This window comes from Pseudoxanthomonas sp. z9 (assembly GCF_006542425.1).
In the GTDB taxonomy this organism is placed as follows: domain Bacteria; phylum Pseudomonadota; class Gammaproteobacteria; order Xanthomonadales; family Xanthomonadaceae; genus Pseudoxanthomonas_A.
Map to the genome: position 1 here is coordinate 105,026 of NZ_VFID01000009.1, position 21,687 is coordinate 126,712.

Annotated in this window: 16 protein-coding genes; 9 read left to right on the top strand and 7 right to left on the bottom strand. The window is 67.1% G+C overall.

Annotated features, from left to right (window positions below):
* Nucleotides 1-33: 33 nt before the first annotated feature.
* Nucleotides 34-2,865 (bottom strand): TonB-dependent receptor, encoded by a 2,832-nt coding sequence (locus FG323_RS11395; RefSeq protein WP_141454766.1) that lies wholly within the window; start codon nucleotides 2,863-2,865, stop codon nucleotides 34-36.
* Nucleotides 2,866-3,069: 204 nt separating this feature from the next.
* Between FG323_RS11395 and FG323_RS11400 the strand changes: the two genes are divergently transcribed.
* On the top strand, nucleotides 3,070-4,515 hold the full coding sequence (locus tag FG323_RS11400) for a glycoside hydrolase family 30 beta sandwich domain-containing protein (RefSeq protein ID WP_255470157.1): 1,446 nt from the start codon (nucleotides 3,070-3,072) through the stop codon (nucleotides 4,513-4,515).
* Nucleotides 4,516-4,588: 73 nt separating this feature from the next.
* Nucleotides 4,589-5,602 (top strand): LacI family DNA-binding transcriptional regulator, encoded by a 1,014-nt coding sequence (locus tag FG323_RS11405; RefSeq protein WP_141454768.1) that lies wholly within the window; start codon nucleotides 4,589-4,591, stop codon nucleotides 5,600-5,602.
* Nucleotides 5,603-5,668: 66 nt separating this feature from the next.
* Here FG323_RS11405 and FG323_RS11410 read toward each other — a convergent pair whose 3' ends face one another.
* The 6 genes from FG323_RS11410 to FG323_RS11435 all read right to left on the bottom strand — a co-directional run bounded on the left by FG323_RS11410 (nucleotide 5,669) and on the right by FG323_RS11435 (nucleotide 13,505).
* Nucleotides 5,669-7,243: a sodium/sugar symporter gene (locus FG323_RS11410; RefSeq protein ID WP_141454770.1), complete on the bottom strand. Its 1,575-nt coding sequence runs from the start codon at nucleotides 7,241-7,243 to the stop codon at nucleotides 5,669-5,671.
* 615 nt (nucleotides 7,244-7,858) lie between these two features.
* Complete coding sequence (locus FG323_RS11415) at nucleotides 7,859-9,676, bottom strand: AzlC family ABC transporter permease (protein WP_141454772.1); 1,818 nt, start codon at nucleotides 9,674-9,676, stop codon at nucleotides 7,859-7,861.
* 22 nt (nucleotides 9,677-9,698) lie between these two features.
* A complete protein-coding gene (locus FG323_RS11420; protein ID WP_141454774.1) occupies nucleotides 9,699-10,628 on the bottom strand; it encodes an ATP-binding cassette domain-containing protein in 930 nt (309 codons plus the stop codon).
* 53 nt (nucleotides 10,629-10,681) lie between these two features.
* Nucleotides 10,682-11,095 carry a GntR family transcriptional regulator gene (locus FG323_RS11425; RefSeq protein WP_141454776.1) on the bottom strand — a complete coding sequence of 138 codons (414 nt, stop codon included), beginning with the start codon at nucleotides 11,093-11,095 and terminating at the stop codon, nucleotides 10,682-10,684.
* A gap of 160 nt (nucleotides 11,096-11,255) precedes the next feature.
* Nucleotides 11,256-12,572, bottom strand: a complete 1,317-nt coding sequence (locus tag FG323_RS11430) for a metallophosphoesterase (protein WP_141454778.1) — start codon at nucleotides 12,570-12,572, stop codon at nucleotides 11,256-11,258.
* 183 nt (nucleotides 12,573-12,755) lie between these two features.
* Nucleotides 12,756-13,505, bottom strand: a complete 750-nt coding sequence (locus FG323_RS11435; RefSeq protein ID WP_141454827.1) for a GntR family transcriptional regulator — start codon at nucleotides 13,503-13,505, stop codon at nucleotides 12,756-12,758.
* Between the two features lie 135 nt (nucleotides 13,506-13,640).
* Here FG323_RS11435 and zwf point away from each other — a divergent pair, with 135 nt between their 5' ends.
* The 7 genes from zwf (at nucleotide 13,641) to FG323_RS11470 (ending at nucleotide 21,648) form a co-directional block, all read left to right on the top strand.
* Nucleotides 13,641-15,119, top strand: a complete 1,479-nt coding sequence (gene zwf, locus FG323_RS11440; RefSeq protein ID WP_141454780.1) for a glucose-6-phosphate dehydrogenase — start codon at nucleotides 13,641-13,643, stop codon at nucleotides 15,117-15,119.
* Nucleotides 15,120-15,123: 4 nt separating this feature from the next.
* Nucleotides 15,124-15,849: a 6-phosphogluconolactonase gene (pgl, locus tag FG323_RS11445; protein ID WP_255470158.1), complete on the top strand. Its 726-nt coding sequence runs from the start codon at nucleotides 15,124-15,126 to the stop codon at nucleotides 15,847-15,849.
* Nucleotides 15,850-15,926: 77 nt separating this feature from the next.
* Nucleotides 15,927-16,694, top strand: a complete 768-nt coding sequence (locus FG323_RS11450; protein ID WP_181444188.1) for a PspA/IM30 family protein — start codon at nucleotides 15,927-15,929, stop codon at nucleotides 16,692-16,694.
* Nucleotides 16,695-16,745: 51 nt separating this feature from the next.
* The gene (locus FG323_RS11455; protein WP_141454784.1) at nucleotides 16,746-18,404 is read left to right on the top strand and encodes an ATP-binding protein; all 1,659 of its coding nucleotides are present in this window, start codon (nucleotides 16,746-16,748) and stop codon (nucleotides 18,402-18,404) included.
* A complete protein-coding gene (locus FG323_RS11460; protein ID WP_141454786.1) occupies nucleotides 18,401-19,258 on the top strand; it encodes a hypothetical protein in 858 nt (285 codons plus the stop codon). The genes FG323_RS11455 and FG323_RS11460 overlap by 4 nt, the downstream gene beginning before the upstream one ends.
* On the top strand, nucleotides 19,255-20,952 hold the full coding sequence (locus FG323_RS11465) for an OmpA family protein (RefSeq protein WP_141454788.1): 1,698 nt from the start codon (nucleotides 19,255-19,257) through the stop codon (nucleotides 20,950-20,952). The genes FG323_RS11460 and FG323_RS11465 overlap by 4 nt, the downstream gene beginning before the upstream one ends.
* A 177-nt stretch (nucleotides 20,953-21,129) precedes the next feature.
* Nucleotides 21,130-21,648 (top strand): c-type cytochrome, encoded by a 519-nt coding sequence (locus FG323_RS11470; protein WP_141454790.1) that lies wholly within the window; start codon nucleotides 21,130-21,132, stop codon nucleotides 21,646-21,648.
* Nucleotides 21,649-21,687 lie beyond the last annotated feature (39 nt).

A 21,687-nucleotide genomic window follows, 5' to 3' on the forward strand; every position in this document is an offset into this window, starting at 1 on the left:
CGCCCTTTCGGGACACCGCCGGCCGGATTTGCATCAGTTGAACTTGTAGCTCACGCCGAACATGAACTGACGGCCGTACTCGTTGTACTCCAACGGCTGGCTCGCACCGCCACCGAACTCGGAATCCTGCACGGTACGGTAGGGCGAGTTGGTCAGGTTGTTGACCTGGAACAGGAACGACATGCCCGACATGTTGCTGCCATCCGGGAACTCGTAGCTGAGCTGCAGATCGGTCTGGCGATCCGCGAGGATGGTCGTATAGGCCCGCGAGAAGAACAGGTTGTAGATCTCGCCGCGGAACTCCGAACGGTAACGCTCGCTGACACGGGCGGAGAAGCCATTCTTTTCGTAGTACAGGGTCAGGTTGGCGACGTCCCGCGACAGGCCCGGCAGGCGATTGAGCGCCGCGACGTTCGAGGTGGTATTGCCCGGATTGATGTTGCTCTCCGTGTACGACGCGCTGAACTGCGCGCCGAAGCCGTCGAGCGCGGGGGCGAACATGCCGAAATCGATCGCCGTGCTCAGCTCCGCACCACGCAGATAGCCGCCTTCCGCATTCACCGGCGTACTGAACTGGCCGATGTTGGAGACCGGCACGATGGTCGGATCCGGATTCGTGTAGCCGGTGAAATCGTACTCGACCGTGTTGCTGCGGATGTAGTTGTCCAGGTTCTTGTAGAACAGGGCGAGCGCAACATAGCTGGCCGGCCCGAAGTACTTCTCGAGCGACAGGTCCGCCGCCTTGGCGCGCCACGGCTCCAGGTAGGGGTTGCCGCCACTGCCGCTCCACTGCCGCGTGGTCGGGGATACGCTGGCATTGGAAGCGGCACGCATGTCGTCGATGCGACCACGTGCGAGGGTCTTGGCGGCGCCAAAGCGCAGGAACCAGCCTTCACCGAAGTCGGCGACCAGGTTCAGGCTGGGCAGCAGATCGTCGTAGTCCGTACCCGCTTCGACTGCACCGAGGTTGTTGACGCTGGCGACGTTGAAGCCACGGGAAGATTGATCGGTCTTGATGTATTGCACACCCAGGTTGCCGCGCAGACGCACCCGTTCGCCGATATCGGTGTCGATATCCAGCTTGGCATAGAAGGTCTTGACCTTTTCGGTGACCGAGAAGTCCTTCTGGAAATCGTTCTGGTCCATCTGCAGGCCAATGTCGTAGTAGCGACTCAGCGCTTCGTTGACGTCATAGGACAGGACATGCGGAATGCCCACGAAGCCCAGGTTGGTGGGCGCCACCAGGACATCTCTGTCCAGGGTAATCGGCGTGCGGCCGTTTTTCAGGTTCGCGTAATAGACGTAGGAGGTTTTCTCTTTCTCGCGGCGACTGAAGTTGGCGCCCAACTCCAGTCCGGAGAACGGACCCGCCTGGAAATCCCGGCGCAGTTCGAAACGAGCCGCCTTGATGGTGTCTTCCAGGTGCGGCGTCTCGATGCGGCCATCGCGGCCCCAGTTGGACGGGTCGCTCAGGACGACGGTGGACGGGTCCGAATAGCTGCGGCCGAACGAGAAACGGGCGAACTCCGAGCTCAACGGAGAACTGTAGCTCAGCGTATCCAGGACCGGACTGACCGTTCCATCCGTACCGACCGTCTGCAGGCCGGCGTAAGTCTCGGCGATGCTCTGCTCGCGCTCGGTGGTGGAATAGCTCAGGTCGGCCTGCGCGGTCCAGTTCTCGGCGAAGTGCCAGATGTTCTTCCAGCCCGCCGAGAACATGTCGTCCTGGCGGCGGTTGTAGTCGTTGCGGATGACCGGCTCGATGTTGGTCAGATTGCCGCCGGTGACGATGTCCACGTTGCCCCGGCGAACCACGCTCGGATTCGAGATCGTGACGCCGTTTCCGGTCCACGGATCCTGGCTCCACATGATGCCGCGCATCGTCTCCTTCTGATCGAACTTGGAGTAGTACAGGTCCAGGATGCTGTGGAAATTCTCGTTGGGCTTGAACTCGAACACGCCCATCAGGCCATCGCGGATCTGATCACTGGAACGCGCCCATGCTTCGGCGCCCATCAGCATTTCGGCGCCAGCGGGCTTCCCGGGAATGCCATCGGCCGGGAACCAGTCCGCCGATCCGCCCCACCACCAGGCCTTGTAGTGCTTTTCCTGGAATGGCGAATCCAGGTGCGCATAACCCAGCGCGATGCCGATGGTGTTGTTGGCGAACTGATCGATGTAGGACGCGCTGAAGCGATTGCCCAAGCTGTTGCTGACACCAGAGTTGAGCCGGCCGAACGAGTTCTTCTCGCCACGGGCGTTGATCACGATTCGGCGCTGCCCGTATTCGAGCGGACGGATGGTCTGCAGATCCACGGTGCCGGACAGGCCCTGGCCAATCAGCTTGGCATCGGGGGTCTTGTACACGGTCACGGCATTGATGAGCTCGGAGGGGTACTGGTCGAACTCGACGCCGCGGTTGTCGCCGGTGGTGACCTGTTCACGGCCATTGAGCAGGGTTGCCGCGAAATCCGGGGCCAGGCCGCGGATGGCGATGACCTGGGCGCGACCATTGACGCGCTGTGCCGCCAGGCCGGGCAGGCGGGCGATCGATTCGGCGATGCTGACGTCGGGAAGCTTGCCGATGTCCTCGGCGGAAATCGCCTCGACGATCGAGTTGGACTCATTCTTGGTGTCGATCGAGGTCGCGATGCTGCCGCGGATGCCCGTCACCTGCACCTTGTCGAGGGTGCTGATGTCCGGATCTTGCTGGGATTCGGCACTCTGGCCCTGCTGCGCATCCTGGGCATGGACCGCGAAGGTGGACACCAGCGCCAGCGCGCAGGCGGAGGCAAGCAGTTGCTTGCGGGGGACGAAGCGAAGTTGGGAGCCGGCGGCTCCCCGAATGTGTGCCTGGTGTGTCATGCGGCCCTCTCCAGCCTGTATTGACAGCGCTGTCATACTGTCGCTCAATGCGACTTGTCAATATCGCGTTACGCGAGCTGGCGGCAACTGCCGTCGTTGTTGGCGCATGGCGCGGGATATGTGGCGGCATCGCTGCAGCGCAGCATTGGAAATGCGCGGAAACATGGCGTTTTTTTCGCCACCGCGAACCTAGGGAGAGTTTCATTGAAAACGACCATTCGCTGGCGCATGCCATTCACCTTGTCCGTTCTGTTCGCGGCGATGTTCGCCGGTGCGACTGGCACCGCGCACGCAGGGCCACGGGCGCAGGTCTGGATCACCACCTCCGACCACCGACAGGCGATGCGGGCGCAGGCGCCGGTGGCCTTCGACGACAGTTCCGAACGGCGTATCCACATCGAGGTGAACCCGGAACAGCGCTTCCAGCGCATGGTCGGTTTCGGCGCCTCCATCACCGATTCCTCCGCCTGGTTGATCCAGCACCGCATGTCGCCCGATCAACGCGATGCGCTGCTGCGCGAGCTGTTTGGTCGGGACGGCGGACTCGGCCTGAGTTTCACCCGCCTGACCATCGGCGCCTCCGACTTCTCGCGCCACCACTACAGCCTGGACGATCCGCCGGGCAACCAGCCGGATCCGGAGCTCAAGCACTTCAGCATCGAACCGAATCGCGGCGACGTGGTGCCGGTGACCCGCGCCGCGCTGGCGATCAATCCGCAGTTGCAGGTGATGGCATCGCCCTGGAGCGCGCCGGCCTGGATGAAATCCAACAACAGCCTGATCCAGGGCGCGCTGCGGCCGGAGTACTACGATGCCTTCGCGCGCTATCTGCTCAAGTTCGTCGACGCCTACGCGGCCGAGGGCATTCCTATCTTCGCCCTCACCGTGCAGAACGAACCGGATTTCGAACCCAAGGACTACCCCGGCATGCGCCTTAACGCACCGGCGCGGGCGCGCTTCATCGGCGATCACCTGGGACCACTGCTGGCCGGGCGGAAGAACGCACCGCAGATCTTCGACTGGGACCACAACTGGGACAAGCCGCAGGAACCGCTGGGCGTGCTGAACGATCCGGCCGCCGGCAAGTACGTGTCCGCGGTCGCCTGGCATTGCTACGGCGGCGCGGTGGAGGCGCAGACCCCGGTCCATGAAGCCTTTCCCGACAAGGACGCCTACCTGACCGAATGCTCCGGCGGCGACTGGGAACCGATCATCAGCGGTGGCCTGACCCTGCAGGCGCGCGGACAGGTCATCGGCGCGACGCGCAACTGGGCGCGTGGCGTGCTGTTCTGGAACCTGGCGCTGGATCAGGATGGCGGCCCGCACGCCGGCGGCTGCGATACCTGCCGCGGGGTGGTGACGATCAACAGCGACACCGGCGAGGTCAGCCGCACCGACGAGTACTACGCCCTGGCCCATGCCAGCCGCTTCGTGCGGCCGGGCGCTTCCAGGGTCGCGTCCGAGGGCGAGGGTGGCGATCTGGATCACGTGGCGTTCCGCAACGAGGACGATGGCTCGCTGGTGCTGGTGATGACCAATTCCGCCAACCGTACCCGCCGCTTTTCGATTGGGCAGGGCGGCCGGACCCTGCGCTACGCCCTGCCGGCGCGCAGCCTGGCGACCTTCGTCTGGACGCCGGAGGCGCCGTGACGCAGCGCGCAAGGCCGACGCCGCGCGCTCTGGCAGAATGACGTCCTGGAAGAGGTGAAGGAAGCCCAGCGCCATGCGCATTCGGATTGAGGACGTGGCCGCCGCCGCCGGTGTTTCGATGAAGACGGTATCGCGCGTGCTCAACCACGAGCCGAACGTGCGCGAGGAGACCCGGCGTCGGGTCGAGGATGTCGTCGCCCGGTTGCAGTATCGTCCCAACCCGTCGGCGCGCAGCCTGGCCGGCCAGCGGTCCTACGTGGTGGCGCTGGCCTACGACAACCCGTCGCGCAACTACCTGATGGAAATCCAGAGCGGCGTGCTGGAAGCCTGCCGGGCCCAGCACTACACCCTGGTGCTGGCGCCGGTGACCTTCGGCCAGCGCGGCTACACCGCCGACATCACTTCGCTGGTCGAACATTTCGGCCTGGACGGGGTGCTGCTGATCCCGCCGCTGACCGACGACAAGGCGCTGCTGGCGCAGTTGGAAGAGCACGAGATCCCGTTCGCCAGCATTTCCCCACGCGTCCGCCGCGGCCGTATCGGAGTGACCGTGGACGAGCACGCCGCGGTCTGTGACCTGGTGGCCGAACTGGTCGCCCTCGGCCATCGCCGCATCGGCCATATCAAGGGCCACAAGGCGCATGGCGCCTGCGCCTGGCGTTTCGCCGGCTATCGCGACGCGCTGGAACGCGCCGGCATCGACTTCGATCCGGACCTGGTGGTGGAAGGCGAGTTCACCTACGAATCCGGCGTGCATGGCGCCAACCAGCTGCTGGATCTGAAGGATCCGCCAACCGCCATCTTCGCCGCCAACGACGACACCGCCGCCGGGGTGATCCGGGTCGCGGGCCTGCGCGGGTTGAACGTGCCACGCGATCTGTCGGTCTGCGGCTTCGACGATACGCCGATCTCGCGCCACATCTTTCCGGCCCTGACCACGGTCCGCCAGCCGACCCGCGACATGGGTCGGGTGGCGACCCTCGAACTGCTCAACAGCATCCGCGATCCCGATGCGGGCCGGATGGTGCCGATCCAGTACTCCCTGGAACTGCGCGAATCCATCGCCCCGCCCCGTCGCAAGCGATGACGTGGAGCGGAGCTTGCTCCGCTGCTTCTCCGCGCCACTCCAAGCCGGGCGAGCCCGGCCTTTGTATCACCAGAAGATCGTGTACAGGGCGATCAGGATGACGATCACGGCCACCGCACCAACGTTGAACACCCCCGGCGTGCGGTAGTCCACATCGTCGGTGTGGATGAAATCCTTGCCTTCGGCGCGCGCGGTGGCCAGCGACACCACCACCGCCAGCACCAGCGCGGCCAGGAACACGATGCCGACCCGGTCCATGAACGGCAACAGGTAGACGCCGGTCTTCTGCGCCCAGAAGAAAGCCGCCGACAGCAGCACCGAACCCAGCGCCGCGGCCAGCGCGCCGGCCTCGTTGGCGCGCTTCCAGAACAGGCCGAGCACGAAGATCACCACGATGCCCGGAGTGAAGAAACCGGTGAATTCCTGGATGAACTGGAAACCCTGGTCGAAGCTGCCCAGCAGCGGCCGCGCCGCGAGGATGCCTAGCAGCACAGCGACGGCGGCGGCGATGCGGCCGACCTTCACCTGGCGCGCCTCGCTCGGCTTGCTCCTGGACTTGGCATAGAAGTCGAGGGTGAAGATGGTCGCCACCGAATTGATCTTGGATGCCAGCGACGCGACGATCGCCGCCACCAGCGCCGCGAAAACCAGGCCGAGGATGCCAGTGGGCAGCAGGCGCATCATGGTCGGGTAGGCCTGATCAGGTTTCTCCAGTCCCGGCGCCAGCACCACCGCCGCGATGCCCGGCAGCACCACGATCACCGGCATCAGCAGCTTGAGGAAAGCGGCGAACAGCACGCCCTTCTGCGCCTCGGCGATGTCCTTGGCGGCCAGCGCGCGCTGGATGATGTACTGATTGAAGCCCCAGTAGCTGACATTCATGATCCACATGCCGCCGATCAGCACGCTGATGCCCGGCAGATCCTTGTAGAAGGGGTTGTCCTCGCCGAGGATCATCTCGAAGTGCCCGGGGTGCTGCGACCACAGCTTCTGGAAGCCGGCGACGATGCCCGCGCCTTCGCCGATGTGGCTCAGGGTCAGACCGGCGACGAGCAGGCCGCCCAGCACGAGCAACGACACCTGCACGATGTCGGTCAGCGCCACCGCCTTCAGACCGCCATACAACTGGTACACCAGTGCGAACACGCCCAGCAGGGTCAGCGCCAGCATCTGGTCCATGCCGGTCACCTGGCTGACCGCGATCGAACCCAGCCACATGATCGAGGTCAGGTTGACGAAGACGTACAGCAGCAGCCAGAACACCGCCATCAGGGTGCGGATGCGGGTGCCGTAACGCTGCTCCAGGAACTGCGGCATGGTGTAGATGCCGTTGCGCAGGAACACCGGCAGGAAGAACTTGCCGACGATCAGCAGGGTCAGCGCCGCCATCCATTCGTAGGAGGCGATGGCCAGGCCGATGGCGTAGCCGGACCCGGACATGCCGATGATCTGCTCGGCGGAAATGTTCGCGGCGATCAACGACGCGCCAATCGCCCACCACGGCAGAGACTTGCTGGCCAGGAAGTAGTCCTTGGCATCCTTCTGGTGACCGCCCTTTTCGCGGGATACCCACTGCGCCAGGATGAAGATGCCGGCCAGATAGGCCAGGACGATGCCGATATCGAGTGCGGACAGTTCCACTACGGGCTCCCGTGGTAATGGAGGGCGCATCGTGGCATGGCGGGATCCCGGAAGCGTGGGTTGCCGCATCATGCGGGCCGATCGTTCCCGTGGATCCGCCGAAGGCACGACAGGCGGAATCGCGGCATCGCCCGGCGCAAGCCGCCGGCGATGACAGCGCTGTCAGCTTACGCAACGAAGTCCTGTTTGCATCGTGCGTTGCACCAATCCTGGGATTGGTATTTCTTTGGTGGTGAAGCGTAGCGATTTGGATCGGTACAAACGCATTTCGCGATGAAGCCGGCGCGCTTCGGACAGGGCTGGATGCGCGGGAGCGCGAACGTGCGCGAACCGGACGCGCGCCCCCTATCCGCGGGCCTTCGCGCAGGCCATCACATGGTGGTAGTCAATGACATGCAGCGATGGAACTCGCCGGCGCGCCGGCCGCGCTTTCGCAGTCGGCGCGGGACGGCGATGCGCACAGCGTCGCGAGGATCATCGGCCAGGCGAACCGGTGACGAAGACGGGACGGCGCCCCTGACACATGCGCGTCCCGCGCCGCCAGCGGCAGCGATGACAAGCTCATCGGCAACCTCCCTCATCCGGCCGCCGCAGCGTCCGGGGGATGGATGCGGGTCAAGCCAGCGCGGGCTGCGCGGACACGCGCGGTTCCAGCACTTCGCGGCGCGGATGGATCAGCCACAGGCTCAACAGCGCAGGCAGGCTGAGCACGCCGCAGGCAACGATCCAGGTGATCCGCGCGGGCGTGGACAGATCGGTCTTTCGCGTCCATCCCACCGCGCCCAGCAGCGACAGCAGCATGAGCACGCCGGCGATGATCGCCACCTGGCGGGGCACCGGCGGGCGCGCGGTGTCGTCGGTGATCCGGTCGCCCGCGAACAGCCGCCGGGCGGCTCGCTGCAATTCATAGATCACCGGCGCGGGAAACCAGTTCTGGTAGCGCCACAGCGAGGGGAAACCGCTCTTGAGATCCCGCCGCATGACTTGCGTGGCCTTGCCCTGGTCGTCGATCCACACCGTCTGCTGATAGGGCAGCGCGCCCTCGGCGTTGTGGGCGCTGCGACTGAACAGGAACGACACCAGGTAGCCGTCCAGCAGTTCGACCGCGTCGGCGCGGTACAGGTCGCCGACCTTGCCCGGGATGGCCAGACGCTGGCGTGGCGTGAGCATGCGGTCGCCGGCAACGAGGTCGCGACCGTCATAGAAGTACACGGCACGGTCACTGAGCAGGGCCAGGTCGTCACCGACGCGGTCATAGCCGGTAATCCGTTCCGCCGCCGGCAGCCGCAGGCGCGGCACCACCCGCTTCTGGCCGCTGTCGTACTGGTAGACGCGGGTGGTGCCGATCAGGCTGTTCTCCGGACCGGGCATCACCGGCTCCGGGAACGGCGCGTCTCCCTCCACACCGAGTTCGCCGGCCCTGCGGTAGTTCACCAGGCTGTAGCCTTCCAGGCGCATGCGATCGTGGCTGAACACCCAGCGGATGCGGTGCTGCTCGTCATCGAACTCCATCGGCACGATGTTGGTCAATTCGTCGCGTACCGGCGTCGCGCGCAGCCCCGGACCGAACGAGGACACTTCCGAGATCTGCGCCTGTTCCCGCCACAGCGCGGCCTGCGGATCACGGCTGCCGCGCAGGCCCATCACCATCAGGTCCTTGCCCTCGGCGTTCTCGGACTCCTTCTCGCCACCGGCGCTCGGTACCGGCGCGTTGTTCGGGTGCGAGCCCTGCGCGATCCACAGGAACTCGACACCGAAGCCCACCATCACCAGTGCCAGCCACATCGCCACCTGCAACGGAATCGCGATGAAGAAGGTGCGCGGCAGGGTGTGCGGCGCGGTACCCAGATCCGGCTTGAAGGCGACCCATACCATGCCCGCCAGCATCACCAGGAGGATCAACTGCGCCGCGATCGCGCCCATTCCGCTGGCTTGGTTGAACGCCAGCCACGACAGCAGGGCCAAGCCGCTGTAGCCGTAACGCCGGTTGGCCAGCATCGCGTAGGTGCCCGCCAGATAGGCGCAGATCGCGATCAGCCATGCCGACACGCCCAGCAGCAGATGGCGATGATCGACCACCCGCGCGGTCATGAACTCCTGCCAGCCGGCCAGCAGCCACAGCGGCAGCACGATCGCCACCGCCAGTTGCAACGCGCCCGCGCCCACCAGCAGCGCCGCCAGCTTGGCGGGCGGGATCGGTCGATGCAGCAGGTACATCCAGGTGTTCGGCTTGCGGTAGCCGCCCATCTGGTACAGCCCCAGCAGCAGGCCGGTGACCGCGTAGACGCCGGCCAGCACTTCGTAGACCAGCCGTGGTTGCTGGGCCAGATCGACCACCCGGGTCATGAACCCGAGGATCACCAGTTGCAGCACCGCGTAGGCGATCGCCCAGATGCGGAAGCGCTGCACTTCAGCCTTGAACATGTCCCACATGATCGTGTCCTCTCCAGGGCGCTCAGTGCTGCCGTTGCGGCTGCGCCGGCGCGGCGTGGTTCTTGGTCAGGAAGCCGTTGACCGCGCGATCCAGGCTGACCGGCATGCTCTGGATCGAACGCGCGCCGCTGGCGCGCAGGAATTCGGCGAACTCCTCGTCCTGGTCCAGCACGAGGTAGTGGTGCAGGCCATCCAGCCTTTGCAGCTGCAGCAGGCCGGGAACGGTCGCCGGATCCGGGCCCTTGAACGGGATGTCCGCCACCCAGTGGGTGACCCGCGCACAGAACTCCTCGGGTGCCGACATGTTCTTGAGCTGACCGCGTTCCAGGATGATCAGGTTGTCGGCGATGCGCTCGATTTCCTCCATCTGGTGCGAGCAGTAGATCACCGTGCATTGCTCGGCGGCGTTGGAATACATCAGCGATTCCAGGAATGCGCGCCGGGCCACCACGTCCAGGCCCAGCGTGGGCTCGTCGAGCACCAGCAGTTCCGGGCCCTGCGCCAGCGCGAGCGCGAGGTTCAGTCCCGCGCGTTCGCCGCGGGAGAGTTGGGCGATCTTCTGTTCCGACAGAACCTGATAGTGGCCCAGCACCTCGTCGCAGGCCTGCTGGTTCCAGCGCGGGTACTGGCGGCGTTGCATCGCGGTCACCGCGGCGACCTTCATCCAGCCGGGCAGCGTGTGTTCCTCGTTGACGAAACCGATGCGCGCGCGGTCATCGGGACGCAGGCGCTGGCTGTCGCGGCCGAGGATGCGCGCCTGCCCCACCGTCGGCGGCAGGAAGCCGAGCAGGATCCGGAACAGGGTGGATTTGCCGGCGCCGTTGGCGCCGACGATGGCGTGGATGCGCCCGCGCGGGATGCGCAGGTCCAGGTGATCCAGCGCCAGCCCGCGCCCGTAGCACTTGCTGAGCGCGGCGGTTTCGATCACGTAGTCGGAATCGGGAGTGCTCATGATCGTCGCGGGATCGGGTGACGGAACGCGGAAGGAGGACGCGCGCCGGCGTGTCAGGCGGATTTCTTTTTCGGCGCGATCACGCGCAGTTCCTTGTCCAGCCGCGCCAGCGCGCGATCCGGCGGGTAGTCGAGGGCGATGACTTCATGCACGAACGCCTGCACCGCATCGTCCATGCGTCGCTCGCGCTCGGCGTCGCTCAGGCGCTGGCGCGGCGTGGCCACGAACAGGCCCAGGCCCTGGCGCGATTCCAGCCAGCCTTCGCTGGTCAGTTCGGTGTAGGCCTTGGCGACGGTGTTGGGATTGATCATCAGCTGCTGTGCAAGCCCGCGCACGCTGGGCAGCTGCACGCCCGGCTTGAGTTCGGCGGTGGCGATCTTCATCCGCACGCCATCGACGATCTGCTTGCTGATTGGACGCGGATCGCCAGCGGCGATCTGGATCATCAATGCCTGGGTACGCGCCATGGGACACCTCAATCAACTGTACTAGCACGCACAGTGCGGTCGGATGATTCGGGCCGTCAATGGCGCGGAGGCCGTGTTGCGACGAAAGCCCCGGCGAGGGGTGCGGAAGCGGTTCCCGCGGGGACGGAAATCCGTTCCCCGCGGGAAGGCCCCGGCGGCATCAGTACGGGTGCGGCAGCGCGGACAGGCGACGCATCTCGCGCAGCATGGCCACGAACAGGGCACGATCGCCCGCCTGCGAGGGTTCGAAGTCGCGGAACCGCGCGTCCGGTCGTGCTTCCAGGTGCCGCGACACGGCCAGTTCGACCACGCGGGGACGGCCGTCCTCGAAGACCAGCACCTGCGAGCGAGCGCCCGGCTGGTTCACGTCAACGGCAATAATCCGACCTTCGTGCAGGAAGCTGATCCGGTCGACCAGGGTGTGGCCCACCACGATCCGTTCAGCCTGGAAACGATCGAGGATGGCGTCCAGGTCCCGGCGCGCGATGCGTGGATATCGTCCATCCACCGCCATCAGGTAGCCGCGGAACTGGGTAAGGCCCTTCAGGCCAAGCACCGCGTCAAGCGCGGCGGCGGGCGGATGCGACGACGCCGGAGGGGATGCCCAATAGGCACGCATCGTGGCGTTGAAGTGTTCGGGATCGGCGGACACGGATGCGGCTTGCGGGGATATCCCGCCGTGCGCGAACAGCACCGTTCCCAGCCTTGCCACCACCGGCTGGCGGCGAAGCCAGGCGCCGATCACGGTATCGTCGTCGAACGCATCGACGGATTCGCCCATTTGCCGCAAGGCGTACAGATGCTCCGGGTGCGCGCGCGACCCGTTGCCGCGCAGCATGTATTGCTCATGGTTGCCCAGCACCACATGGACCGCTCCACCGGCCCGCTGCGCCTGCAATGACAGATCATGCAGGCGCCAGAGCACCGCGAACACATCGCGCCCGCGATCCACCGCATCGCCCAGGATGATCAGGTGTCCGTCGCCATAGTCCCATTCGCCCCGCGCATTGGTGATGCCCAGGGCCGGCAGCGCGGCCTCGAGGAAGCCGGCGTTGCCCTCCAGATCGCTGAGCACGGCCACGCGCGCGGGCATCGCCGCGCTGGCTGGCACGTCGCGCGGTTGTCGAAGATCAAAGCGCACCTGCCGCCCGGCGCAGGCGATCGACAATTCGTCGCCGCTACCGGTTCGTGAAACGGCGCGGTCCTGGCAGAACCAGTTGGCGCGCCAGCTTCCATCCGACGCCCGGCGGACCACCGGCCCGTCCAGGAATCCACGGATGGCGCCTCCGTCACCGGTGCCCGAATAGATCGGCAACGCAACGCTGCGGTTGGCGCCGATCGGCACCAGCAGGCGGCGATGCACGCCGCTTTCGCTCATCTCCACCTGTGCCGAGGCGATCGCCCAGGCAAGCCAGGCGCCCAGCACCCCCATCAACCCCAGCGACAGCTTCAGCGCGCGCCTGGTTCCCTTCCCCATGTCCACCCCGTTCCCTGAGCCCCGGCGAGGTCACCGGCATGCGCAGGGTGCGTGCTGCGCGCGGTCCCTGCAAGGTCCTGCGACGAAAGCCGGGGAAGGCGGACGCAGGCGCGCCACGGCGCGACGAATCCGGTTGATCGCTCGCGGTGATGTGGCATGCCCGGCGCGGAAAGCGCCCTCGCGCTATTCGCTCTGCAGTTCGGCGACGAAGTCGTAGGCGTCGCCGCGGTAGTAGGAACGGGTGGATTCGACCACCCGGCCGTCTTCCAGGAAGGCGCGGCGTTCGACCAGCAGGCCGGGCGCGCCGACCGGCAGTTCCAGGTGGCGGGCGGCCTCCTCGTCCAGCGCGACCGCGCGCAGGCGCTGCAGCGCGCGGCGCGGGCGGTTGCCGTGCGCGTCGAGCGCTTCGTACAGCGAGGTGGTGACGGTTTCCGGGTCCGGCAGCAGCGACAGCGGCACCAGGGTGCGTTCGATCGCGATCGGCGCGCCGTCGACATGGCGCAGGCGGTACATGCGGACCACGCCGCTGCCCGGCGACAGGTTGAGCGCCATCGATTCTTCCGGCGTCACTTCGCCGACGCTGCGCTCCAGGAATTTCACCTGCGGATTGAGGCCGCGTTCGCGCAGATCGTCGGTGAAGCTGGTCAGCCGCGAGAACTGACGCAGGATGCGCTCGGCCACGAAGGTGCCGGCGCCTTGCCGCTGGACCAGCAGTCCGGCCTCGATGAGTCCGGCCAGCGCCTTGCGGATCGTCACGCGGGACAGACCCAGCAGGTTGGCAAGATCGCGTTCGCTGGGCAGGGCCTGGCCCGAGCGCAGCACGCCGGCGTCCATCAGGTTCTGCAGGGCGCGGCGCAGGCGCAGGTAAGCCACCGCACGAGTGGACTCGCCGGTCTGCAGGCGGTGGTATTCATCGAACAGGGCTTTTTGCATGGGCATGAACATACCACTCACGTACCAATAAAGGCAATATCAGCCGACAAATGGCTACATTGGCCTGATTCATTGGTCAGCGTGGTAGCCCGGTGGTATTGTTCCTTCCACCTGACAAGCGAACGAGATGACGACGTGACCGCCAAGACCCTGCCCGTCGACCCCTTCGATCTGGTGATCTTCGGAGGCACCGGCGACCTGGCCCTGCGCAAGCTGCTGCCCGGCCTGCTGCGCCGCTATGCCGACGGCCAGATCCGCGAGGACAGCCGGATCATCGGCGTGGCCCGCGACAAGCAGTCCGACGCCGACTACCGCGCCAAGGTCGGCGAAGCCCTGCTGCGCGTGGCCGGCAACGACGAGGCGCTCAAGGCCAAGCTGCCGGCGTTCCTGGAAAAGCTCGGCTACCACGCGCTGGACGCGACCAAGGACGAAGGCTGGGAAGAGTTCGCCAGCGCGCTCAAGGCCCACGGCGACCGCATCCGGGTGTTCTATCTGTCCACCAGCCCCAGCCTGTTCGTGAACCTGTGCGACCGCCTGCGTGCGCACGGCCTCAACGGCGGCCAGTCGCGGGTGGTCATCGAGAAACCGATCGGCCATGACCTGGCCAGCGCGACGGTGATCAACGACGCGGTCGGCAGCGCGTTCGCGGAAAGCCAGATCTTCCGCATCGATCACTACCTGGGCAAGGAAACGGTGCAGAACCTGCTGGCGCTGCGCTTCGCCAACATCCTGTTCGAGCCGCTGTGGAACGCCAACCACATCGATCACGTGCAGATCACCGTGGCCGAGACGGTCGGCCTGGAGAAGCGCGCGACCTACTACGACACCTCCGGCGCGCTGCGCGACATGGTCCAGAACCACCTGCTGCAACTGCTGTGCATGGTGGCGATGGAACCGCCGGCGGCGCTGGAGGCCGATGCGGTGCGCGACGAGAAGCTGAAGGTGCTGCGTTCGCTGCGCCCGATCACCACCGACGAGATCAGCCACATGACCGTGCGTGGCCAGTACCGTGCCGGCGCGGTCAACGGCATGGCGGTGCCGGGCTACCTGGACGAACTGGGCCGCGAGGACTCCCGCACCGAGACCTTCGTGGCGCTGAAGGCCGAAGTGGACAACTGGCGCTGGGCCGGCGTGCCGTTCTACCTGCGCACCGGCAAGCGCCTGCCCGAGCGCGTGTCCGAGATCGTGATTGCGTTCAAGCAGATCCCGCATTCGATCTTCGAACACGGCGCCGGCCCGGTGATGGGCAACAAGCTGGTCCTGCGCCTGCAGCCGGACGAAGGCGTGAAGCTGTGGCTGATGATCAAGGATCCCGGCCCGGGCGGCCTGCGCCTGCAGCACGTGCCGCTGGACATGAGCTTCGCCGAGGCGTTCGGCGTGCACCAGCCGGAGGCCTACGAGCGCCTGCTGATGGACGTGGTGCGCGGCAACCCGACCCTGTTCATGCGCCGCGACGAGGTCGAGGCCGCGTGGAAGTGGATCGATCCGATCCTGGGCGCGTGGGAAAACCAGCGCGAGACGCCCAAGCCCTACACCGCCGGTTCGTGGGGACCGAGCGCGGCGGTCGCGCTGGTCGAGCGCGACGGCCGGACCTGGCACGAGGACACGGTGTAAGCGCGTGACCCAGTCCCTCCTCCCCCCCGTCCCGACCGAACTGGTCACCTTCGCCGACAGCGAGACGCTGGCCGGCGCCCTGGCCGCGGCCATCGCCGCTGATCTGCGCGCGGGCATCAATGCCCGCGGCGGCGCGCTGCTGGCGCTGTCCGGCGGCAGCACACCCAAGCGGTTCATGCAGCGACTGTCGGAACAATCGCTGGACTGGGACAAGGTCACCGTCACCCTGGTCGACGAGCGCTGGGTGGCGCCGGACAACGAACGCTCCAACGCCCGCCTGCTGCGCGAGCACCTGTTGCAGGGCGAGGCCGCGGCGGCGCATTTCCTGCCGCTGTTCCGCGACACCCCGGAACCGGAGGACGCGCTGGCCGAACTGGAGCGGCGCTTCGCCAGCCTGCCGCCGTCGTTCGACGCGATCGTGCTGGGCATGGGCAGCGACGGCCATACCGCCTCGTTCTTCCCGGGCGGCGATCACCTGGCCGCGGCGCTGGATCCGGCCTCGCCGGCACGCCTGCTGCCGATGCGCGCGCCCGGCGCCGGCGAAGCCCGCATCACCCTGACCCTGCCGGTGCTGCTGGCCGCGCGCCACCTGTACCTGCATATCGAAGGCGCGGAAAAGCGCGCCGTGCTGGATCGCGCCCTCGCGGGCGTCGGCGCCGACGGCCAACTGCCGATCCGCATCGTGCTGGCGCAGGCCGCCACGCCCGTGGTGACTTACCTGACGCCCTGACCCGCCGTCGCGGCGCGGTTGGAATGCCCGCACGCGCCGCGTACAGTAGCCCGCATCGAGAGGATTTCGGGGGCGCCATGCTGGCTCGGTTAGTGAACGTGTTCCGTGGTTTCTTTGCGCAGTTCGTCAAGGGGATGGAAAAGCGCAATCCGGAAGCCCTGCTGGAACTGGAACAGGAAAACCTGCGCAAGCAGATCGGCAGCTACAACCAGAGCCTGGCGACCCACGCCGGCCTGGCCGAGCGCCTGATCGGCCAGGTGCGCAAGCTGGAGAACGAAGAACGCGAGCTGCGCGCGCGCACCACCGCCCACCTGCGCGCGGGCAACCGCGATGCCGCCGCCCAGCATGCCCTGCGCCTGCAGACGGTCAGCCGCGAGTTGCAGGAAAACCGCGACCAGATGGAGCAGGCCGAGGCCACCTACAACAACCTGGTGAAGGCGCGTGACGTCGCCGTGGCCGCCGCGCGCGCCAAGATCGAGAGCCTGAAGGGCGCCATCAACGACATGCGCATGAAGCACGCGCTGGCGGAGATGAACGAGATGGCCGCTGGGATGGTCACCACGATCGGCGGTTCCGGCGACACCCTCGATCGCCTGCACGAGATGGTCGAGGAAGAGCGCAACAAGGCCGCCGGCCGCGCGCGCGTCGCGCGCGATGCGCTCGACATGAACCAGATCGAGGTCAAGGAAGCCGAGCAGAAGGCGCTGGCCGACCAGGCGCTCGCGGATTTCGCCGCGGCCGAGGGCATTTCCCTGCAGGCCGAACCGGCTGCGACACCAGCCGCGCACCGCAGCATGGGCGCCGCCGAGGCTGCCAAACCGGTATCGGAAAACGACCCGGGCTGATCGCCCCGCCCTTGCCCGGAGGATGGCCGCCATGCAGGCGAAGCCGCACTGATGCCGCTCGATAGCAACGCCCCGGCGTGGGCGCACGAACTGGCGCTGGCCTATGAAAGCGGCGCGCACGGACAGTTCGTGCTGTACGGCAACGTCGGTGATCGCCTGCCGCTGTCGGGGCGGCTGGTCAGCCTGACCCGCTGGCTGGAATCGCAGTTGCTCACCGGCTTCGACGTGGTGTTCCAGTACGACCCCGGCAACGGACTCACCGTGCTGCGCGGCAGCGATCGCCTGCGCCAATGGCTGGCCGGTCGCGATGACGCCGCCTGGCCGCGCGAACCGCGGGCGGCGGTCGAGCGCGTGTCCCACTACCTGCGCTACCTCGCCAACCTGAAGGCGCTGGGACAGGGCGAAGGCGAGCACGTGGCGGTGATCATGCGCGGCATCGATCAGGTGCTGCCGGGTGGCCGCGCCGGCGACTTCGAGATTGCCAGCCTGGCCAGCCTGGTGCGCGACTGGGCCAGCGAACCGCCGTTCACCGATCAGGCTTTCGCCAGCTTCCTGATCGCCGACAACCTCAACGACCTGCACCCGCAGATCGCCTTCCATCCGCGTGTGGCGCGCATCCGCGTGCCGCTGCCCGACGAGGCCATGCTGGGCCAGGCGCTGGCGCAACTGCGGCTGGATCATTCGGCGGCCTTCGCCGCGGCCGACGACGGCACGATCACCGGCGCCCTGACCGGCGTCAGCATCAGCGCGCTGCAAAGCCTGGTGCGGACCTGCGCCCACCAGGGCCGCGCGCTGGGACCGGCCGACTGGTTGCGGGTGAAGAAGCAACTGGTCGAGGGCGATGCCAGCGGCCTGGTCGAGTTCATCGATTCCCGTCGCACGCTCGACGACTACGAGGCGCCCGCGGCGCTGAAGGAGTGGTTGCGCCAGGACATCGCGCTGTGGCGCGCGGCCAACCTGCGCGCCCTGCCGATGGGCTACCTGTTCTGCGGTCCGGTAGGCACCGGCAAGACCTTCCTGGTTGAATGCCTGGCCGGCGAAGCCGGCGTGCCGGTGCTGAAGCTGAAGAACTTCCGTGATCGCTGGGTCGGCTCCAGCGAAGGCAACCTGGAGAAGGTCTTCCGCCTGATCCGCGCGCTGGGCCGCTGCATCGTGTTCATCGACGAAGCCGACCAGACGCTGGGCAAGCGCGACTCGGGCAACGGCGACAGCGGCCTGTCCGGCCGGTTGTATTCGATGATCGCCCAGGAGATGTCCGACACCGACAACCGTGGCCGGGTGATGTGGGTGCTGGCTTCCTCGCGCCCGGACCTGATCGAAGTCGACCTGAAGCGGCCGGGCCGCATCGACGTCAAGATCCCGCTGCTGCCCACCACCACCGCCGCCGAAAGCGCGGCCCTGCTCGATGCCCTGCTGAAACGCTTCGGCATGGCGCCGGGCGCGGAGGCATTGCTGGCGCTGCCGTCCCCGTTGCCGCTGCTGTTGACCCCCGGCGCCGCCGAAGCCTTCGCGGTGAAGGCCTACCGGCAGGCCCAGACCACCGGCGTCGCCCCGCTGGAGGCGATCGCCGCGCTGCTGGCCGGCTACCAGCCGCCGGTACCGCTGGAGGTGCTGGAGTTCCAGATGCGCATCGCCGTCGCCGAGGCCACCGATCTGCGCTTCGTGCCGCCCTCGCTGCGCCCGCTCGCAGCCGGAAGCCCGGCGCCATGAACGCCTTGCGCTACATCTGGGCCGCTTTCAATGCGCGCCCGCTCGGCATGCCGGTTCCGCCCAACTGGATTGGCCTGGCCGCCTTCGCACTGGCGGGCGTCTTCCTGACACCCGGTTTCTTCGTGCTCGGCGCGGGCGCGGAAATCGCCTATCTGTACTGGCTGTCGAATCATCGCCGCTTCCGCGCCACGGTGGACGCGCAGGCACTGCCGCAGGAATCGGAGGCGGATCGGCGCTACCGCGAACTGCGGGATCCGCTGCCCATCCCGCAACGCCGCCAGCAGGAAGCCCTGGAACACAAGGCGCGCGTGATCATCCAGATGCTGGACAAGTCGCCGGTGATGGCGGCGCATGCGGACAGCCTGGAACAGTTGGTGTGGTTGCACCTGCGCCTGCTGGCCGCGCGCACCGCGATTGCCGGCGTGGTGCACACCGCGCGTGAGGAAAGCGCGGTGCTGGACAAGCAGGAAGCGACCATCGAGGCGCGATTGGGCCGCGACGACCTGAGCGAGGAGCTGCGACGCAGCCTGCAGCAGCAGAAGACCGTCATCGACCAGCGCCAGGCCGCGCATGCCGATGCCGGCCGCCGGCTCGAGCATGTCGATTCCGAGTTGCAGCGCATCGGCCAGCAGGTGGCGCTGTTGCGCGAGCAGGCGCTGCTGGCCATCGACGAAGGCAGCATCGGCAGCTCGCTGGATGCGCTCAGCGCCTCCTTCGCCGAAGCCAATCGCTGGCTGGAAGGCCAGCGCGACCTGTTGGGCGTCCTCGACCTGAACGCGCAGCCCCGGTTGCCCCCAGCGGTGCTGCGTCCGCCCGTTCCCCATACCGTGATCGAAGAAGGAGAGTCGTCGTGAGCCGATCCGTTTCCCCGCCGCGCCGCCAGGCCGGCAATGCCAGCGGCAAGCTGATCACCGCGGTGCTGGTGCTGGCGCTGCTCGCGTTCGGCGCGTGGCTGGTGATGCGCGACATGGGCAAGGGCGAGCAGGCGGGCGCGGCGACGAGCTCGCAGGCGGGCGCCAGCAAGGCCGACGGCAAGGCGCCGGCGCCGATCGAACCGCAGGCCGGGCTGCCCAACCTGGATGCGGCGGCGACCTACCAGCCCAAGGGCAACGTGGTCGACGTCGACATCAGCGAATATGCCGGCTATGCCGGCCTGATCGCGGCCAACGGCGGCCTGGAGCCCAATCCGGATTCGTTCTTCGCGCGCGAGTACGGCTTCCAGGTCCGGCTCAGCCTCAACGAGGAGGAGGGCTGGTCCAAGCTCAACAACGGACGGGTCGCCGCCTCGGTGACCACTGCCGACACCCTGGCGGTGCTCGGCCGCCAGTTCGACGTGGTGGTGCCGGCGCAGATCGGCTTCTCGCGCGGCGCCGACCAGGTGGTGGTCGATACCGGCATCGCCAGCATCAACCAGCTCAAGGGCAAGGTGCTGGCGGCCTCGCAGTTCAACGAAAGCGAGTTCTTCATCCGCTACCTGGCCTCCGAGGCCGGCGTGCCGGTCAAGGTGCTGCGCGATCTCGACGGGCGCCCGGGCCCCGGTGAACTGGGCCTGGTGTTCTACGAGGACGCCTTCGTCGCCTGCGACGCCTACGAGCACGAACTTCAGGGCGGCGCGCCGCGCCTGAACGGCTGCGTCGGCTGGTCGCCGCGCACCGACGAGGTCGTCGCCGCCTCCGGCGGCCGCGCCAAGGCCTTGGTCAGCAACCGCAACCTGCTAATCATCGCCGACCTGCTGCTGCTCAATCGCGGCTTCGCCGCCGCCCATCCCGACTGGGCGCGCGGGCTGGTGCACGGCCTGCTGGAAGGCAACCGGCTGGTCCGCGACGAGCCGGCCACCCAGATCCCGGTGATCGCCAAGGCCTTCAAGTGGAACGAGGCCGACACCCGCGCCGAGCTGGCCAAGGTGCATCTGTCCAACCTGCCGGAGAACCTGGCGTTCTTCGAAGGCACCATCGATTCGGCCGGCTCCTTCCAGGGCATCTTCCAGTCCTCGGTGCTGGTGTACGGCAACCTGATCAAGAATCCGGCCGACCCGGCCCGCTTCGTGGACACCGCCGCCCTGCAGGCACTGAAGAAAAAGGGCCTGTACGCCAGCCAGAGCATCGCCATCGCGCCGATCCGCAGCGGCAACGCGCAGATCTCGCTGGAGGGCGACGCCCTGCTGAGCAAGGACATCCGGTTCTTCTTCCAATCCAATTCCGCGGTACTCGACAAGTCCGCGCCGGCCAATGCCGGCTACCTGGACACCATCAAGAACTTCCTCCAGGTCAGCCCCGGCTCGGTGGTGCTGCTGCGCGGCCACGTCGATGACGGCCGCCGCAACGAGTTCCAGAAACAGGGCGGGCAGGAGCTGGTCCGGAGCATGTCGCTAAAGGCGATGGAGTTGTCGCGCCAGCGCGCGCAGGCGGTGCGCGATGCCCTGCTGGAGCGCCATCCCAAGCTGGACGCCAACCGGATCGAACTGGTCGGCCGTGGCTGGGAGGAACCGGCGGGCACCGACAGTGACCTGAACCGCCGCGTCGAGGTCCAGTGGTTCACCCTGGAATAGCCGGGACGGCGGACCGGGCTCCTGGAATATGCCGGAAACCGTCACCCTGCTTATAATAGGCCCCCTGTCCGTGGCGTCCGCGCCCGGCACTTGCCGCGAAATCCGCCCTGGTGGCGGTTTCCGACCCCGTTTTTCGTAGCCAAGCACGGCCTGTGGCCGTGCTGCCAAAGGTGGAACGTGCGTAATTACGACCTCGAATTCCTCAAGCATTTCTCGATGGTGATCGGCTTCCTGGTCGTCGTCACCCTGGGCCTGATCATCGGTGCGCATTTCCTGCACTCCTCGATTCCGACGGAAGTGAATCCGCAGGCCGCCAAGCGCACCGAAGGCCGCATCGCCCCGTCGGGCGCGGTGTACGCCGGCACCACCGGTGCCGCGGCCCAGGCCGCCGCGCAGGCCGCCGCCGCCGCCGCCGCGGCTTCGCAGGTCGCCTACGGCGGCACCACCGACGGCCAGGTCATCTTCGACAACCTGTGCGGCGCCTGCCACAAGAACGGCACCGGCAACGCCCCGATGCTGACCGCCGCCGGCATGGGCGCGCGCGCCGCCAAGGGCAAGGACACGCTGTACAAGCACGCCATCGAGGGCTTCACCGGTCCGGACGGCGGCATCATGCCCCCGAAGGGCGGCAACCCGGCCCTGACCGAAGAGCAGATCCATGCCACGGTCGACTGGATGCTGGCGAACGTGAAGTAAGCCTCCGGCTTGCCCGCGTGACCGGAAACGCCGCCTTCG